Below are 16,656 nucleotides of genomic sequence, written 5' to 3' on the forward strand. Positions count from 1 at the left end.
TTAAAATTAAGTTGTATGGTGGGTATCCCTTTTTATTCAATTAACTATTTTTAAAACCTGATTATTAGGACACCAGTATTTTCATGATTTAATTTTCAAACGATCGGCTTTCAAATAATCAGCATTATCACCGATGTTTATAAAACAACCTCTATAGACAATGGATATTATTGTTTTTAAGACTAAAAGAATTGATTTATATGAGAGAAACAGGAGTTGCATACATTTTTTGGTGTGCTTGTCTTTTAGGTGTTTGTGGAGTCCAACGATTTTATTGTGGTAAGTATGTTTCAGGTATTATTTATTTATTCACAGTTGGCTTATTAGGTATTGGTCAACTTGTAGATTTAGCTTTAATACCAGGAATGGTTGAGGAGAAAAACTTGAAATATAAATTACTACATGGAAGTCCTAACGCCAATATGACTAACAATCAATCAGTAGTTATTAACTTAGGAGAACAAGTTGCTTCTTTCATGAGTTCAGCGCAAGCCACAACTAATCAAAAATCTGATATTCAAATTATTCTTCAACTAGCCAAGGATAATGGTGGCAGTGTGTCAACTGCTGATTGTGTCTTAGCTACTGGAAAACCTGTTATTGAAGTTAAGAAGACTCTCACAAGTATGTGTACTGATGGTTTATTAGAAGTCTACAATCGTCCAGACACAGGAGCCATAGTATACAGAATTATATAGAAAATAAGCCATTCATCAAATATTTATTTAGATCCACATGCAAATATAGCGTTTCTCATTCTAACGTGGTACATTTGTGGCGGCGCATAGCTGTGCGCCCATACAGATCTGTGTACCTCATGTATCTGAAAACTGCTATGGTTTAAAAAGACATTTTTATATAGTAATCCAAATTGATTTATGAACATTTCCCGTGTAAAGACGTTAAATGTAACGGAGCCACTGCCGCGCGGGGATATCCCTCGTTGAGACAAGTGGCGTTCTCTACACAGGCAATCAATTTCACGATTCATCTAGGAGCGCTATAGTGGGATTAATTTTATAGTTTTTGTTTATATAATTTTAGCTTTTAATTAGCTTTTAAGTTGATATTTTTTTCATGCTATCTTGCTACCCAAACGTAAAAAGTTAGCGAAATGCTTTTACATTGAAAATGTGTAAATTTTAAGAGTCAATAAATAAACAAATTGTGTTTTACACTCAATTCACCTTGTCTAAGGCTAAGTAATAAACAGATGAAAATCATAAAATCTTTTATTATTTCTGAGATTTTTGAGAAGATATTTGAGGAAAATTGAATAAGTCTTGAGCTATCTGAACGCCCAAATGAAAATTGAACATTCCAATTTCAGTGGTGAGAATAGAAATAAAAACGACAAGACTGAGAGTTAATCTTCTGTTGTTCCGTAGAGTATTACTTAAATGATGAAACATGAAACAATAAATCAAATTGTAATGACTTTTAGCGCGAACTATCTCACACTAATAGATAGCTTTCCCAACTACCTATTGCACTTGCCATAAATAACGCGAACTTAATAATTCTTAAATTTTAGCCAAACTAGTACAAGATAGTTAAGAAGTACATTTGTAGCAACGATCGCCTAGAACTCAAGTTCTATGCTCATAGCGTAAGTCCATTAAAATAGACTATAAACATTATTTAGTCTCCTTGAGAAAACTTTGGTTAATCGCTTCGTGCAAAATTTAAAGTGAATCACAGCAATCGCACCATGAAAAATCTTTACGAAAAAGACTTTTATCAATGGACGCAACAGACTGTCCAGATGATAAAAGATAAACAATATAATTTGGTAGACTGGGATAATTTAATTGAGGAAATCGAGACTTTGGGCAGAAGCGAAAAAAGGGCAGTAAAAAGCCATTTAGTAATTTTATTAATGCATCTGCTCAAATGGCAATATCAACCAGAACATCGTAGTAATAGTTGGAAAGCTTCGATTCGCAATGCTAGAACTGAACTGAGTGATTTATTACAAGATAATCCGAGTTTAGCTGGCGATTTCTTAGTAGAAGTCTTACCGCTTGTTTATACTAGGGCAAGCGAGCAAGCCGCAGAAGAAACAACAATATTTTTACAGCATTTTCCTATTGAATGTCCCTACAGCTTGTCGCAAATATTGGATTTTGAATTTTTGCCAAGCTGATGCGATCGCCTATACTCTCTTTCCAAAAGTTTTGACTTTTGACTTTTAACTTTTGACTTTCTCAAGTAGCACCACTCCCCAAAATATACAGACTCACCAGCGTGCCACTATTCCACAAACTGTGCAGCAACATTGGTGCTAAAAGATTGCGCGATCGCGTGTAAACTATCCCTAAAATTATCCCCAAAGTCATCAACGGTAAAATTTCTGAAAGACTGAGATGAGCTAAGGCAAACAAGAAAGCGCTCAAAATAATTGCCCACCAAACAGACATATAACGGGTCAGCGAAGGTAACAGAAAACCGCGAAACAGAAATTCTTCAAACAAAGGAGCAGCGATCGCGGCAGTAAAAAAGAATATACTCAAAGCTACACTATCTCGTGCTTCCAACGCTAATGATAAGAGCGGATTACTCCCCCCTTGCCCTTGCCACAATTGTTGATTGATAATTGACACGATCAATACCAAAGGCAAAGCAACGCAATACCCACCAAAACCCCATAATATCCAGTTACTTCGCCAGTTAAAACGAAACCAGCCTTCAGGCAGAGGGAAAAACGATTTAATCGATAAATATAAAACTCCCAATCCTCCTGCAGCTAGTAGTAAATAATTAACCAAAACGTAGAAAGCCTGAATCCTAATTTGTCCGCCTACAGGCTTGACACCAAGAAATGAAAGTGTTAAGGGAATTAACACTTGTCCCATCAGGAAAAAACCGACAATAAATACTTGCCAAACTATTTCCCCAGTCCAAGGTGTAACCCAAACTGTATCTTCATTTCGAGATAGGATAGATTCTTTGCCTTTTCTCAATCTCTGAGCTATCAAAAAAATCAGCAACCCTAAGCCAGTCACGCCTGCCAACCAGGGTAAACTACCAATAATTGCTAGCTTGACAATCGCTCGTTCGGCTAATTCTTGTTGCGCCGCTTGTAGTTGTGCAAATGCATCTTGTCGTTGCTGAAGTTCGTAGAGACGCAACAAAGTGCGATCGCGAAACCATCCATCTAAATTAGTTTGAATCAACTGCTGTGCATCAGGCAACAACCGCGCCGGATTGCTCCATAGTCCGATGAGGGCGTTAGCTGTATCTTCGATGCGGGAGTCGGGAGTCGTTAATAATTCCGAATTCCGAATTCCGAATTCCGAATTCTCCTTCAACTCTTCCCAAGTCTTCACCGCCTCCGCCGCCTTTCCTTGCTGCGCTTGGAGAATTCCCAACCGTAAGGTGAGTTCGGCGTTGAGTTTTTCTAATCGATCGAGCGATCGCTGTGATATAGTCTCTTGGTTAGCACGAGACGTTTCTGTCACTGGTGGAGTGGCAGATTTAGGCTGAGGAGTAGCTGGTGCGGATTCAGGTAGAGATCGCGCTTGTTTGAGTTGTGCTAAAGCTTTCTTAATGTTTTTCTGGGTAGAAGTCTTAGCTTCCTGATATTGCTCGATTGCCGATTCTATGGGCTTATCTCCCAACAAAGCTTTACGAGCATTAGTCAAATCTTTACCCCCACTATCTTGGGGTTGCCACTCGGCAGCACGCAAGAGAAGATTAGTTTCGTAGAGTTCCAAGCGACTTTGAAACTGGGGCTGCTGCCAACTTTGCCATAAAGATGCTCCAGCCAGTAAAACTGTTAACACCGTCAACACACTTAAAACTACCCGCTTAATTGTCATGCCACACTCTAGAATGCGATCGCCCTTCTTGAGCATTATGGCAAGAAACAGCCAGGGGGAAAAATTTTTCCCTAGCGATGGCGATCGCTGCAAGTTAAAATGACCCTGGCAATAAATTTGAATTCTAAACCTTAGCTCTTATCTAAATGACCACTCGTGTTGTAATCGTGCGCCACGGACAAAGCAGCTATAACGCCGAACGTCGCATCCAAGGACGTAGCGATGTTTCAGTCTTAACAGAACAAGGGCGTGAAGATGCTCTCAAAGTCGGCGCAGCCCTTAGCAATCTCAACTTTGCCGCTATCTACTCCAGCCCGCTGCAACGTGCCAGACAAACAGCAGAAATCGTTCGCAACTGTTTCGCCACGACAACACCTCTAACAGTTACAGAACAGTTATTAGAAATTGACTTACCCCTATGGGAAAAGCTCACAGTCCATGAAGTCAAGGAGAAATTTCCCACAGATTACCGCTTGTGGCACGAGTTTCCTCACGAATTCAAAATGGAACTACAAACGCCTCAAGGCACAAAAGAGCATTTTCCCGTCCTCGCCCTCTACCAACAAGCACGACAATTTTGGCAAGATATTCTCTCCCGCCATGCTGGGGAAACTATCTTAATTGTGGGACACAACGGCATTAACCGCGCCCTCCTCAGTACCGCAATTGGCATTTCTCCCAGCCGCTATCATTCCATCCAACAATCAAATTGCGGGATTAGCGTTCTGAATTTCAAACCTCCCTTCCCGCCTGCTGAAAGTGGAAGCCAAGGCGGTTCGGTACAGCTTGAATCAATGAACCAACTCGCCCACCTGGGCAGAGATGTTTTACCATCTTTCCGACCGAACCATCAAGGACAAAGAATCTTACTAATTCGGCATGGCGAAACCGAGTGGAACCGCCAGACCAAATTTCAAGGGCAAATTGACGTTCCCCTGAATGACAATGGCAGAGAACAAGCCCGTAAAGCCGCAGAATTTCTCAAAACCGTAAAACTCGATTTTGCCTTCAGCAGTCCGATGCTGCGTCCCAAGGAAACAGCCGAAATTATTTTGCAGCATCACCCCGAAACTCAACTGAAGTTATATGACGGACTCAGAGAAATCGGTCACGGACTTTGGGAAGGAAAATTAGAAGCAGAAATCGAACAAACATTTCCAGGGGAATTAGAACGGTGGCGGACAGTACCAGGTGAGGTGCAAATGCCAGAAGGAGAAAATTTACAGCAAGTCTGGGAACGCAGCGTTGTTGATTGGCAGACAATGCTAGCTTCGGTCACCGATCGCCCTCAGACAGGTATAGTGGTGGCACACGATGCCACAAACAAAGTTTTGCTATGCCACGTCTTAGGTTTATCCACCGCTCAGTTTTGGAACTTCCGCCAAGGTAACGGAGCCGTGACAGTCATTGATTATCCTCAAGGCTTAAATGGTTTACCCGTGTTGCAAGCAATGAATATTACCACCCACTTAGGCGGAGGCGTACTCGACAAGACCGCAGCTGGAGCGTTGTAAATATCATTGGTCATGAATAAGTCAAAAGTCAAAAGTCAAAAGTCAAAACCGAGAACAACTAACCACGATTTATTACAAATGACATAGGGCGAAGCCCTTCCCGTAGGGTATGACAAATGACAAATGACAATGAGTGAATTACTACGACAAGTACGGGTTATCGATCCGGTGACGGGGAGCGATCGCCAAGCATGTGACGTGTTAATTGTAGATGGTGCGATCGCGGCAATAGCGCCACAATTGACCGATTATCCAGCTGATACTCAAGTTAATGACTGTCAAGGCTTGGTTCTAGGCACGGGGCTGGTAGATCTCTACAGCCATTCGGGAGAACCAGGGTTTGAAGAACGAGAGACGCTGGCAACTCTTGCAGCTGCGGCTGCTGCTGGCGGCTTCACGCGCGTCAATTTGTTACCCGATACCGTTCCGCCTGTGGATAACTCGGCTGTGGTGTCTAGGCTAATTCAGCAGGAAGCAGGGGGGAGAGGAGAGCTGAGGGAGCAATTCAAGTCACAAGTCACAAGTCACAACTCGCAATTAATTCCGAATTCCGAATTCCGAATTCCGAATTCTCCTCAGCTCTCTTTTTGGGGTGCGCTCACAACCGGAGTCCAGGGACAGCAAATGACGGAGTTAGCAGAATTGGGAGCGGCGGGAATTGTGGGTTTTGCTGACGGTCAGCCAATTGAAAATTGGGGGCTGTTGCGGCGGATGTTGGAATATCTCAAACCTTTAGATAAGCCAGTAGCGCTCTGCGCTTGTCACCGTGGTCTGGTTGGTAATGGAGTGGTGCGAGAGGGTGTTTACTCTATGCGATCTGGCTTACCAGGAAACCCCGCGATCGCCGAAACAACTGCTCTGGCTGCTCTGCTAGAATTAGTTGCCGCGATTGGTACTCCCGTGCATCTGATGCGGGTTTCTACTGCCCGTAGCGTTGAGTTAATCGCAACGGCAAAAGCACGCGGTTTACCAATTACCGCTAGTACGACTTGGATGCATCTATTGCTCGATACCAAAGCCTTGAGCAGTTACAATCCTGCTTTACGGGTAGAACCACCTTTAGGCAATCCTGAAGATGTTGTAGCCCTACGCCAAGGCGTGCGGACGGGAGTTATAGACGCGATCGCGATCGACCACACGCCCTATACCTATGAAGAAAAAACGGTTGCCTTTGCGGAAGCACCTGCTGGGGCAATTGGCTTAGAACTCGCTTTACCCTTACTCTGGCAAAATCTCGTCGCAACTGGAGAATTTTCCGCCTTAGAGTTATGGCAAGCCTTAAGTCACCGTCCATCTGAGTGCTTGCAACAGAATGTAAATGCGATCGCTCCCAACTCGCCAGCGGAATTGATTCTCTTCGACCCCCAACACACTTGGACTGTGACGCAGCAGACTTTAAAATCTCGCTCTCACAATACCCCTTGGTTGGGTCAACAAGTCAACGGTCGCGTTGTCAAAATCTGGTTATAGAGACGTTACGTGTAACGTCTCTACATCTTAATTAATTCAACTCTCCAATTCGGTTGAGAGGCCAAAACCGGACAATTGCCCGACCGATGATATTATCTCTAGGGACAAATCCCCAAAAATGACTGTCATAACTGTTGTTGCGGTTATCACCTAAAACTAGGTAAGAATTCGGTGGTACGGTGACAGGTCCGTATTGATACTGTGGTGGAGCTTCAATATATTTTTCTTGTAGTGGGCGATCGTTGATATAGACCCGCTCTCCTTTAACTTCTACTTTATCCCCTGGCAGTCCAACAATGCGTTTAATAAAAGCGTCTTTCAGGTTAGGATTATCTTTTTTAATTGTCTCTGTAGGTGAAAATACTACAATATCGCCCCGTTCCGGCTCGACAAAATGATAACTGACTTTGTCCACAATCAGCTTGTCATACTTTTGGAGTGTCGGAACCATTGATTCCGAGGGAATCCAGCGGGCTTCTGCCACAAAGGTACGAATACCCAAAGCCAAAATTACACTCAAGATAATTGTTCTGCCTAGTTCTCCAATCCACGAACCTTCGTTGTCTTGAGGAGAATTCTGCTCTGGCACTTGATTTTGGACTCGCGACATAGATGCTAAATCTTGTGTTTAGGGGGTAGTAGGTAAAAAAACGTAACTTGGTGAAAAATGTTGCTTGTTAATCGGATCTATAGAAATTGTATTCTCTCTATTATCAGTTATCAGTGGCTAGTGGCTAGTGGCTAGTGGCTAGTGGGGTGTGGGGTGTAGGGTGTAGGGTGTAGGGTGTAGGGTGTGGAGATTGTAAATTTCTTTCTCCCTTGTCTCCCTTGTCTCCCTTGTCTCCCAACTTCCGACTTACCAGTTCTATATGTCATCTACTTCTAGCTTACTCATTCGCCACGCTCGTATCCTGTTGCCCTCTGGAGAATTTCTCTTGGGAGATGTTCTGACTCGCGATCGCCAGATCGTTGAAATTGCCCCAAATATTTCCACTCCCAGCGACGCAACCGTGACGGAAATTGACGCAACGGGTTTAACTTTGCTACCAGGGGCGATCGATCCGCAAGTCCACTTTCGCGAACCAGGACTGGAACATAAAGAAGATTTATTCACCGCTAGCTGTGCTTGTGCTAAGGGTGGAGTGACTTCATTTTTGGAGATGCCTAACACTCGTCCGCTGACGACGACTCAACAAACGCTAGATGACAAGCTACAACGAGCTGCGCAAAAGTGTGTAGTCAATTATGGCTTTTTTATCGGAGCAACTGCTGAAAATCTCCCTGACTTGCTGACTGCCCACCCCACACCAGGGATCAAGATTTTTATGGGTTCGATGCACGGGGCATTATTGGTAGATGGAGAAGCGTATTTAGAAGCCATTTTTGCACGGGGCGATCGCTTAATTGCCGTTCATGCTGAAGATCAAGCCCGCATTAACCAAAGACGACAGGAATTTGCTGGCATTCACGATCCGGCAATTCACTCGCAAATTCAAGATAATCAAGCCGCGCTTCTAGCGACACAATTAGCGCTCAAACTGTCGAAAAAGTACCAACGTCGCCTGCATATTCTCCATATGTCTACAGCAGAAGAAGCGGAGTTATTGCGGCAAGACAAACCGAGTTGGGTAACGGCGGAAGTTACGCCCCAGCACTTGTTACTCAATACCAGTGCTTACGAAACAATCGGGACTTGGGCGCAGATGAATCCACCCCTGCGATCGCCTCACGACAATGAAGTTCTCTGGCAAGCTTTACTCGATGGTGTCATCGATTTTATCGCCACAGACCATGCGCCGCACACCTTAGAAGAGAAAGCCCAGCAATATCCCAATACACCTTCCGGTATGCCGGGGGTAGAAACATCTTTGCCTCTCATGCTGACACAGGCAATGCAAGGGCGCTGTACCGTCGCCCAGGTATCTCATTGGATGTCTACAGCTGTAGCCAAAGCTTACAAAATACCTAATAAAGGGGCGATCGCCCCAGGTTATGATGCCGATCTCGTCCTCGTCGATTTGAATAACTACCATCCCGTCAGACGAGAAGAATTACAGACAAAATGTGGCTGGAGTCCCTTTGAAGGTTGGAATTTAACTGGTTGGGCTGCCTACACCATTGTCGGCGGTCAACTCGTCTACGATCGCGGCAAGTTAAATACTCAAGTTAGAGGGCAAGCTTTAAGTTTTGGCGAGTAATTGTTGACAGTTATCAGTGAAGAAAGGGTGTGGGGAGAATTCGGAATTCGGAATTCGGAATTCGGAATTCGTTGTGACTTGTCTTGCTACCTCTGCCCCTCTGCTCTCTGCTCTCTGCTCTCTGCTCCCTGATAACTGGTCACTGATAACTGACAACTGGCAACAACTTCAGCAAATTTACGGATATATTTTTTAAATAGATAAATATTAATAAATTCTAAAACTCATATCAAATAAGATAATACCGCAAACCTACGGAGGACTTAAAAATAGGAAATGTTAGGAGTTCACGACATCAGTAAATTTACGGTGGTAGCCCTATAGAACTTTATGATTTCCTAAGAATGTTATTCACCTCGACGGGTTAACAATCCTCATTGGTAGCAGACGATCGCTTTTTAAATTTACTTTTTTAAATTGAAATTATTGAAGGCGATAACTGGGTTGAAATTACACTTAGCCGTGCTGCAATTATGGGGTTTGAGAACTTCTTTAGTCAAGCTTTTAAGGGTTAGCAAAGTCAAACCCATGAGACTACGCCAAAAAATACTGCCAATTGTCGGAACTACTATAGTTAGCCTGGTTACAGTTCTTTACACTACCTCGTCTACCGTTTTACTTGGTAGCTTTATCCAGTTAGAGCAACAGGAGACTCGCGCTCGGGTTGAGCGAGTCCAAAAAGCTTTGGATGAAGAAATTTTTCGAGTCAATCTGATTGCTACAGATTGGGCTGAATGGGACGAAACTTACGTGTTCTTTGACAACTCGAATCAAAGCTATATTGACAATAATGTAGATAATCTTAGTCTCACTAACGTCCAGCTAAACTTAGTAGCTTTTGTCAATTCATCGGGGGAAATTGTTTACGGAAAATTTTCCGAGCCGACCTGTCAAAAATGCTTACCCGTTGGTAGCGATCTTCAGCAACATTTGGCTAGCAAGGAACTGTTGCGGCGGGGAGATAATGCGATCGCCGGATTAATTCTGCTTCAACGTACCCCAATATTAATTGCTGTCAGACCGATTCGCAAAACAGATCGGAGCAAATCGAGTCATGGAGTCTTAATTCTCGGTCGCTATCTCAACCGCGATGCGATCGCTCGCATATCCGAACGCACTCATCTCGATTTTGCTCTACACGCAGTTAATGACGATCGCCTACCTGCCGATCTCCAAGCAGCAAGGACTGCTTTATTGCAGCAGCAAGTTTTGGTGCGTCCTCTCAACGAACAAACTATTGCTGGATATACTCTGATTAGGGATATTTACGGGCAACCTGCTGTCATTGTGAGCGTTAAAATGCCCAGAAATATCTACCATCAAGGACAAGCTAGCATTCGCTACTTATTTTTATGCTTATTGGTCGTTAGTGTAAGCGTGAGCGCGATCGTGCTACTGCTACTCGATCGATTAGTGTTTTCAAGGCTTTCTAGCCTCAGCAGCAATGTTCGCAGTCTCAGCACGGGAGACGCAGTATCCCAAAATATAGCAGCAAATAAAGATGAACTATCAAGCTTAGCAGATGCAATTAATCATATGCTGCAAGCCTTAGCAGATTCCCAATATCAACAACGAGCGAGGGAAGAACGCTATTACAAATACAGCAAGATTTTAACCGAGCTAGCTAAGCGACAAACGGCAGAAAATAGCGACCTCAACGCTCGTTTACGTGAAATTACGGCAGCAGCAGCCGATACTCTAGAGGTGGAGTATGCCAGCGTATGGGTGTATAGTCCTGGAGGCAGAAAATTACAGTGTGCGGCTCTGTATCAATGCAGTACTGCTGCGTATACAACAGGGATGGAGTGGCAAGCGTCAGATTATCCTGGTTACTTTAAAGCCTTGCGTCAAGAGCGAGCATTAGCAACAGCAGATGTACGCACCGAACCCAAAACCAAAAAAATGGCAGAGCGATTTTTGGTAAAACTTGGAATTGGCGCAATGGTGAACGCACCAATTTACCTCAATGGTAGGATTGTAGGTATTGTCTGCCACGGACACAAGAAAACATCACGCCAATGGTTAATTGAAGAACAAAACTTTACAGCTTCGATCGCGAATTTAGTTGCTTTGGCATTATCAGCTTGGGAACGACAACGATCGCAAGTTGCCTTACAGTCAGCCTACGACGAAGTAGAAAACAGAATTCGCGAACGGACTGGAGAATTGGCAGAAGTCAATCAGCAACTCCGCGCCGAAATTCTCGCGTGTCACATCACCGAGAAAAAACTGATGCATCAAGCTTCGCACGATCCTTTAACTGGATTGGCTAACCGTACTTTATTCATGCAACGTTTAGATAGCGCTCTCGATGGCAGTCAACAAGAACATTCTTTATTAGCTGTTTTATTTGTTGATTTAGATCGGTTTAAATCAGTTAACGATACTCTAGGACATGCAATTGGCGATCGCTTGTTAATTGCAATTTCACATCGTCTGCAAGCTTGTCTGCGCCCAGACGACTTAGTAGCCAGGTTAGGAGGAGACGAATTTACTATCTTACTAGAAAATATTAAAAATACGAATGATGCCGTACATGTTGCCGAGCGCATTCAACGAGAATTAAATTTACCTTTTCACTTCGGCGGACATACGATCGATACTAGCGCTAGTATTGGTGTTGCCTTTAATCTTACAGGTTACGAACGACCGGAAGATTTGTTACACAAGGCTGACCTCACTATGTATCGGGCAAAAACTACTGGTAAAGGACGTTATGAAATTTGCGATCGCAATCCAGTCGAACAGTCGGCGCGGCGATAATTTATTTCTCTACTCCCGATAATGCAACCCTGATTCCTAAAGCAATTAAAACTGCTCCCATTGCCTTTTCTAAATAATGGGTAACTGAAAGTAATTTTTCTTTAAGTATGGGGTGAGACATGACGAGCGCTACTGATGTATACCAAGTAAAAGTCATGATTCCCATTTGCAAGCCGTACCAAATTTGAACGGGTATAGGTGTAAGCGGGTTGATAACTTGAGTAAATAAACTTAAAAAAAATAAAGTCACTTTAGGATTGAGAATATTGTTAACAAAACCCATTCTAACGGCTGCTAGCTTACTAAGATCTTGACTAGTCTGCGAGCGTCTAGACTGCTGATCTAGTTGCCGTTGTGGTTTCGCTATTAATGATTTATAACCAAGGTAAATTAGATAAGCAGCACCTAAATACTTAATCAAAGCAAATAAAACAATCGATCGCGAGATAATAAAACCAATCCCAATTAAAGAATAACTAGCATGAACCAAAATTCCCAAAGTTAAACCGAGAGCAGAATAAATTCCCGTTCGCCGCGAATAAACTAAACTATTACGACAAATCACCACAAAATCTGCTCCAGGTGCAATAATCACTAGAAATTGTAAAATAGCTACAGCAATTAATTCAGGTAATAAAGGCATAATCTAATTGAAAGTTTCCAATACAGGTAAGTTCAACTATGCGATCGCGATCGCCTCGATGCATCAGTCGAATCAGGAGATAATCTAACGGCTTGTAATCTAACTTTTCTGCCCATTCAATTGCCACAATTCCAGGGGCAAACTCTATTCCTTCCCAATAAATTTCTGGTTGTAATTCTGTAATTTCTGTTGGTTCTAAACGATACAAATCGAAATGATATAGAGGGATACGCCCTTCTAAATACTCGTTAATTAACGTAAAAGTAGGACTCTGGATTGGCTCGTGAATCCCCAAACCCGCACCAATCCCCTGTACCAAAGTCGTTTTCCCACTACCTAGATCGCCTTCTAACAAAATCGTACTACCAGCAGGCAAACAGCGCCCTAAATTAACACCAAGCGATCGCGTTGCTGCTGCATTTGTTAACGGAAGTACAATTGTCTCTCTCATGATTTGAATGAGTAGTTATCAGTTATCAGTCATCAGTTACTACTGGTTAGTCATAACTTCTGTCTCCTGACTCCTGACTTTTGACTTTTGACTTTTAACTTTTGACTTTTAACCTCATCCTCTCATCTTACTCGCCCGACTGTACCAGCGAAATAGGACCCCTGCCAAGCGTTGCGGGTTGTGACGTACTAAACCTTGTTCGTCTTCATCCATCACGTTAGCAAGGATAATTCGTCGCTTTAACTGTGCCACATCTTCGCGATCGAGAAAGACAGGATGAGAATTTTCTTGAGCGTAGCGGATTAAGCTAGTTTCTGAAGGAGATTGCTTTTGTACGAGTACAGCACTAAATAAATGTCGCCCGCAAGCGCGATCGATCGCGCGAATGTGATCTGCAACAGAATAACCTTGAGTTTCACCTGGTTGAGTCATGATATTGCAGACGTAGATACAGGGAATCGGAGGATTGCCTTTTTGACACCGTTTGGCGATCGCGGCGGCGATTTCTGGTACTAACAAATTAGGAATGATACTAGTGTAAAGACTGCCAGGACCAATAACAATAAAGTCTGCTTCCTCGATCGCTTGCAAGGCTTTGGGTAGTGCTGGGGGATTGGTAGGAGTGCAACCGAGTCTGATAATACTACCCTTAGCATGAGTGATATTAGACTCCCCTTCTATCCGGCGACCGTCCGCTAATTCTGCCCACAAACGCATATCGCTGAGAGTTGCTGGCAACACTTGACCTCTGACAGCAAGAACCTTGGAACTTGCCGCGATCGCCTGTTCCAAATCTCCAGTAATATCGCTCATAGCGGTCAAAAATAAATTGCCAAAACTGTGTCCGACTAATCCATCTCCAGCTTTGAAGCGATACTGAAATAGTTCTGTCAATAATTTTTCTTCTGATGCTAGCGCTGCTAGGCAACTACGAATATCTCCTGGGGGTAAAACGCCGATTTCGCGACGCAACCTTCCAGAGGAACCGCCATCGTCCGCTACGGTGACAACAGCAGTAATGTTAGCACTGTATGTTTTCAATCCCCTTAATAGCGTTGATAGCCCCGTACCACCACCCACAACCACAATTTTTGGTCCTCGGTTTAAGCGACGGTAGTTCAACAGCAAATCGATCAGTTCTTCATCGCCATCGGTGCGAAATACCTCAGTAATTGAACCTACGGTTCGAGATTGCCCCCATAAAATTAACAAAAAGCCCAATAACAAAACTAATGGACCGCTAATATAGCTAGGTAAAATAGTTGTAACTTTATTGAGAAACCCTTCAACTAATTGAATTGCATAAAAAATTGGTGTTAGTTTAATCCAGATTGCCAAACCTAAACCAACAAAACACACTCCACTAGCACTAATTAATAACCAGCGCTTGATTGATAAACCAGGAGACAACCACTTAAACCATTGGTTGACACGATAGGGAGTGACAGCGCGGGAGTCCTGCCGAAAATACTTGAGAATTCGTTTAGGAGTATTAAAAGGCATAACTGGATACGTGGCAGGTGGACATAACGCAGGTGAATCTGATGCAGGTGGATACGACAATGTATATCAGACGATCGACCAACTAGAAACTAAGTCACTTTAGAGAACTTGCAAAAGAGAACTTGCGGAACAATGATAGCAATCTAGACATGGGAACGAGGTAAAAGGGTTCAGTGGGATCGAAACAACAAATTGAACAACGGCTGGAAAAACGCCTAGAAAAACGGATTCTGGGATTAGATCCCGGGCTAGCAATTTTAGGCTTCGGTGCTATTTGTACGCCAGTAGGAGATCCGATCGCAACAGCAACTTCATTAAAGTCTGCCCCAATTCCGACCCAAGCGATCGCCACTTCGGTCAAGTTGCTAGACTTTGGCGTAATTCAAACTGCTGCTAAAAACGAGATCGGCAGCCGACTTTGTACGATTTATGAAGATTTACATACCATACTTCAAGAATGGCAACCGGACTTAGTGGCAATTGAAAAGCTGTTTTTTTACCGCATGGCTAGTACTATTTCCGTAGCTCAAGCACGGGGAGTTTTAATGCTTGTCCTAGCCCAGCACAACATCCCCTACATCGAGTTTACTCCCGCCCAAATTAAGCAAGCGCTCACGGGGTGGGGCAATGCCGATAAACGCGATGTCCAACTCGCAGTAGCCCGCGAATTAAATCTAGACTACATCCCTCAGCCAGACGACGCTGCTGATGCTTTAGCAGTAGCCTTAACTGCATGGTTTCAAGTCTAGGGAGCCGTTATCAGTTATCAGTGACCAGTGACCAGTGACCAGTGACCAGTGACCAGTGACCAGTGACCAGTGACCAGTGACCAGTGACCAGTGACTATCAACCGTCAACTACCAACCACCAACTACCAATTACCAATTACCACTTCTAAATGACAAATAACAAACTGTCTACTGTCAGAGAAACAAAAGTTGCTGCTCGGTAAGATATTCCTATACACGCTCTTGTCTTATGGTTTCACTCGCTCGTAAAAACCTGCTGGAAGATATTCCTCGCTTTTTGGTAGCGCAAGCAGGAATTATGTTCGCCGTGAGCCTGGTAACTATTCAAACAGGGATCTTCAATGGATTTACGCGATCGGCGGCACAGTTAATATATAATGCCAATGCTGATGTTTGGGTAACTTCTGATACATTAGTCCAGCCAGAACTCAGCTTGCCGCTACCAGCAACAACATTAGACCAAGCTCAGGAGGTAGCAGGAGTAGCACGCGCTGAAGCACTGATCTTTAAGAGTGCTGTTTGGCGACATTCCAGCAGCGATATCAATTTGGTACGGGTGATTGGTTTCGATCCGCAAGGACAACTATTTAACCCCAACAATTTGATCCAGGGTAGTAGGCAAGCTTTGCAACAACCTTACACAGCGATCGCCGACACTAGCACGTTGCGATCGCTAAATGTTAGCAAAGTTGGCGATCTGGCAGAACTTGGTTCTCTACCAGTGCGTTTGGTAGGCTTGACTCAAGGCAATCGCTCGATTACTTCTAATCCTTTTGTTTTCACGTCTTTAGAGAATGCCAATGCTTATGCAACTGGTGGTCAGAATGCTAGGTTGTCCTGTAAGTTGCAGACTGGTTCAGAAGACATTCAGTGTACGAGTATACCGACAAATCAGAAACAAAGTCCTCAAGCTAAACCACGTCAGCTAGCAGCTTCAGACACGATTTCTTTTATTTTAATTCGCGCTCAATCTGGGCAAGACCTACAACAGCTCAAGCAGAGATTAGAAACAGCTATTCCCAATACCACTGCATATACTCAAGCTGAGTTGATTAAGAAAACGCAGCAGTTTTGGCAGCGCCGAACGGGGGTTGGTTTTATTTTGGGGTTGGGTGCAACTGTAGGCATTATCGTAGGGGGCATCATTGTGGGTCAAATTCTCTATTCTTCCGTCTCTGACCATTTGCGCGAGTTTGGCACGCTTAAAGCAATGGGGGCATCCGATTGGACTATCTATGGCGTGATTATCGAACAATCGCTTTGGATGGCGGTTTTAGGCTATATCCCAGGTATAGTTCTTTGCTTTGGAGTTGGTGCATGGACTTTTGCGACGCAGGGTATAACGATCTTGATTACCCCTGCTACGGCGATCGCCGTGTTTGGCATTACGGTAGCAATTTGTGTCGGTTCGGCAATCTTTGCCATTCAAAAAGTAACGCGGGTCGATCCGGCAATCGTCTTTAAGGCATAATTTCCTTCTTCCCAGGGAGAGAAAAAAACTATTTACAATATCTATATACAACTTCATAAATGCTTCATTTATT

At 43.6% G+C, this 16,656-nt stretch carries 14 protein-coding genes; 8 read left to right on the top strand and 6 right to left on the bottom strand.

What is annotated here, in order from left to right; all coding sequences use genetic code 11:
* The first annotated feature begins 200 nt into the window (after nt 1-200).
* Both C7Y66_RS13475 and C7Y66_RS13480 read left to right on the top strand, forming a co-directional pair.
* A complete protein-coding gene (locus tag C7Y66_RS13475; protein WP_106545967.1) occupies nt 201-698 on the top strand; it encodes an NINE protein in 498 nt (165 codons plus the stop codon).
* Nucleotides 699-1,711: 1,013 nt separating this feature from the next.
* The gene (locus C7Y66_RS13480) at nt 1,712-2,146 is read left to right on the top strand and encodes a DUF29 domain-containing protein (protein WP_106168971.1); all 435 of its coding nucleotides are present in this window, start codon (nt 1,712-1,714) and stop codon (nt 2,144-2,146) included.
* 61 nt (nt 2,147-2,207) lie between these two features.
* Here C7Y66_RS13480 and C7Y66_RS13485 read toward each other — a convergent pair whose 3' ends face one another.
* Nucleotides 2,208-3,821 (bottom strand): type II CAAX prenyl endopeptidase Rce1 family protein, encoded by a 1,614-nt coding sequence (locus C7Y66_RS13485; RefSeq protein WP_106545988.1) that lies wholly within the window; start codon nt 3,819-3,821, stop codon nt 2,208-2,210.
* A gap of 146 nt (nt 3,822-3,967) precedes the next feature.
* Between C7Y66_RS13485 and C7Y66_RS13490 the strand changes: the two genes are divergently transcribed.
* Nucleotides 3,968-5,335, top strand: a complete 1,368-nt coding sequence (locus tag C7Y66_RS13490) for a histidine phosphatase family protein (protein ID WP_106545968.1) — start codon at nt 3,968-3,970, stop codon at nt 5,333-5,335.
* 123 nt (nt 5,336-5,458) lie between these two features.
* Nucleotides 5,459-6,805: a dihydroorotase gene (locus C7Y66_RS13495; RefSeq protein ID WP_106545969.1), complete on the top strand. Its 1,347-nt coding sequence runs from the start codon at nt 5,459-5,461 to the stop codon at nt 6,803-6,805.
* A 31-nt stretch (nt 6,806-6,836) separates the two neighbouring features.
* On the opposite strand, the gene lepB is transcribed toward C7Y66_RS13495, so the two are convergent.
* The gene (lepB, locus tag C7Y66_RS13500; protein WP_015157258.1) at nt 6,837-7,415 is read right to left on the bottom strand and encodes a signal peptidase I; all 579 of its coding nucleotides are present in this window, start codon (nt 7,413-7,415) and stop codon (nt 6,837-6,839) included.
* 131 nt (nt 7,416-7,546) lie between these two features.
* Nucleotides 7,547-7,681, bottom strand: coding sequence for a hypothetical protein (locus C7Y66_RS32935; protein WP_255409979.1), 135 nt, complete (start codon nt 7,679-7,681; stop codon nt 7,547-7,549).
* On the opposite strand from C7Y66_RS32935, the gene C7Y66_RS13505 reads away from it, so the two are divergent.
* Together C7Y66_RS13505 and C7Y66_RS13510 are read left to right on the top strand one after the other, a co-directional pair.
* Entirely contained in the window at nt 7,675-9,003 is a 1,329-nt protein-coding gene (locus C7Y66_RS13505) for a dihydroorotase (RefSeq protein WP_106545970.1), read from the top strand. The genes C7Y66_RS32935 and C7Y66_RS13505 overlap by 7 nt on opposite strands.
* 528 nt (nt 9,004-9,531) lie before the next feature.
* Complete coding sequence (locus tag C7Y66_RS13510; protein ID WP_146149786.1) at nt 9,532-11,766, top strand: diguanylate cyclase domain-containing protein; 2,235 nt, start codon at nt 9,532-9,534, stop codon at nt 11,764-11,766.
* Between the two features lies 1 nt (nt 11,767).
* Here C7Y66_RS13510 and C7Y66_RS13515 read toward each other — a convergent pair whose 3' ends face one another.
* From C7Y66_RS13515 to yvcK, 3 genes are all read right to left on the bottom strand, one after another.
* Nucleotides 11,768-12,409 carry a LysE family transporter gene (locus C7Y66_RS13515; protein WP_106545972.1) on the bottom strand — a complete coding sequence of 214 codons (642 nt, stop codon included), beginning with the start codon at nt 12,407-12,409 and terminating at the stop codon, nt 11,768-11,770.
* Entirely contained in the window at nt 12,393-12,860 is a 468-nt protein-coding gene (gene tsaE, locus C7Y66_RS13520) for a tRNA (adenosine(37)-N6)-threonylcarbamoyltransferase complex ATPase subunit type 1 TsaE (protein ID WP_106545973.1), read from the bottom strand. The genes C7Y66_RS13515 and tsaE overlap by 17 nt, the downstream gene beginning before the upstream one ends.
* A 114-nt stretch (nt 12,861-12,974) precedes the next feature.
* Nucleotides 12,975-14,363, bottom strand: a complete 1,389-nt coding sequence (yvcK, locus tag C7Y66_RS13525) for a gluconeogenesis factor YvcK family protein (RefSeq protein WP_106545974.1) — start codon at nt 14,361-14,363, stop codon at nt 12,975-12,977.
* 203 nt (nt 14,364-14,566) lie between these two features.
* On the opposite strand from yvcK, the gene ruvC reads away from it, so the two are divergent.
* Nucleotides 14,567-15,112, top strand: coding sequence for a crossover junction endodeoxyribonuclease RuvC (gene ruvC / locus C7Y66_RS13530; RefSeq protein ID WP_106545989.1), 546 nt, complete (start codon nt 14,567-14,569; stop codon nt 15,110-15,112).
* A 229-nt stretch (nt 15,113-15,341) separates the two neighbouring features.
* Entirely contained in the window at nt 15,342-16,583 is a 1,242-nt protein-coding gene (locus tag C7Y66_RS13535; protein ID WP_106545975.1) for an FtsX-like permease family protein, read from the top strand.
* Nucleotides 16,584-16,656: the final 73 nt, after the last annotated feature.

It is taken from the genome of Chroococcidiopsis sp. CCALA 051 (genome assembly GCF_003015105.1).
GTDB lineage: Bacteria > Cyanobacteriota > Cyanobacteriia > Cyanobacteriales > Chroococcidiopsidaceae > Chroococcidiopsis > Chroococcidiopsis thermalis.

Coding starts and splice junctions, on each gene's coding strand:
- yvcK (WP_106545974.1), bottom strand. CDS start 14,363: ATGCCTTTTAATACTCCTAAACGAATTCTCAAGTATTTTCGGCAGGAC.
- C7Y66_RS13475 (WP_106545967.1), top strand. CDS start 201: ATGAGAGAAACAGGAGTTGCATACATTTTTTGGTGTGCTTGTCTTTTA.
- C7Y66_RS13495 (WP_106545969.1), top strand. CDS start 5,459: ATGACAATGAGTGAATTACTACGACAAGTACGGGTTATCGATCCGGTG.
- C7Y66_RS13535 (WP_106545975.1), top strand. CDS start 15,342: ATGGTTTCACTCGCTCGTAAAAACCTGCTGGAAGATATTCCTCGCTTT.
- C7Y66_RS13515 (WP_106545972.1), bottom strand. CDS start 12,409: ATGCCTTTATTACCTGAATTAATTGCTGTAGCTATTTTACAATTTCTA.
- C7Y66_RS32935 (WP_255409979.1), bottom strand. CDS start 7,681: ATGACATATAGAACTGGTAAGTCGGAAGTTGGGAGACAAGGGAGACAA.
- C7Y66_RS13480 (WP_106168971.1), top strand. CDS start 1,712: ATGAAAAATCTTTACGAAAAAGACTTTTATCAATGGACGCAACAGACT.
- tsaE (WP_106545973.1), bottom strand. CDS start 12,860: ATGAGAGAGACAATTGTACTTCCGTTAACAAATGCAGCAGCAACGCGA.
- C7Y66_RS13505 (WP_106545970.1), top strand. CDS start 7,675: ATGTCATCTACTTCTAGCTTACTCATTCGCCACGCTCGTATCCTGTTG.
- C7Y66_RS13485 (WP_106545988.1), bottom strand. CDS start 3,821: ATGACAATTAAGCGGGTAGTTTTAAGTGTGTTGACGGTGTTAACAGTT.
- C7Y66_RS13490 (WP_106545968.1), top strand. CDS start 3,968: ATGACCACTCGTGTTGTAATCGTGCGCCACGGACAAAGCAGCTATAAC.
- lepB (WP_015157258.1), bottom strand. CDS start 7,415: ATGTCGCGAGTCCAAAATCAAGTGCCAGAGCAGAATTCTCCTCAAGAC.
- C7Y66_RS13510 (WP_146149786.1), top strand. CDS start 9,532: ATGAGACTACGCCAAAAAATACTGCCAATTGTCGGAACTACTATAGTT.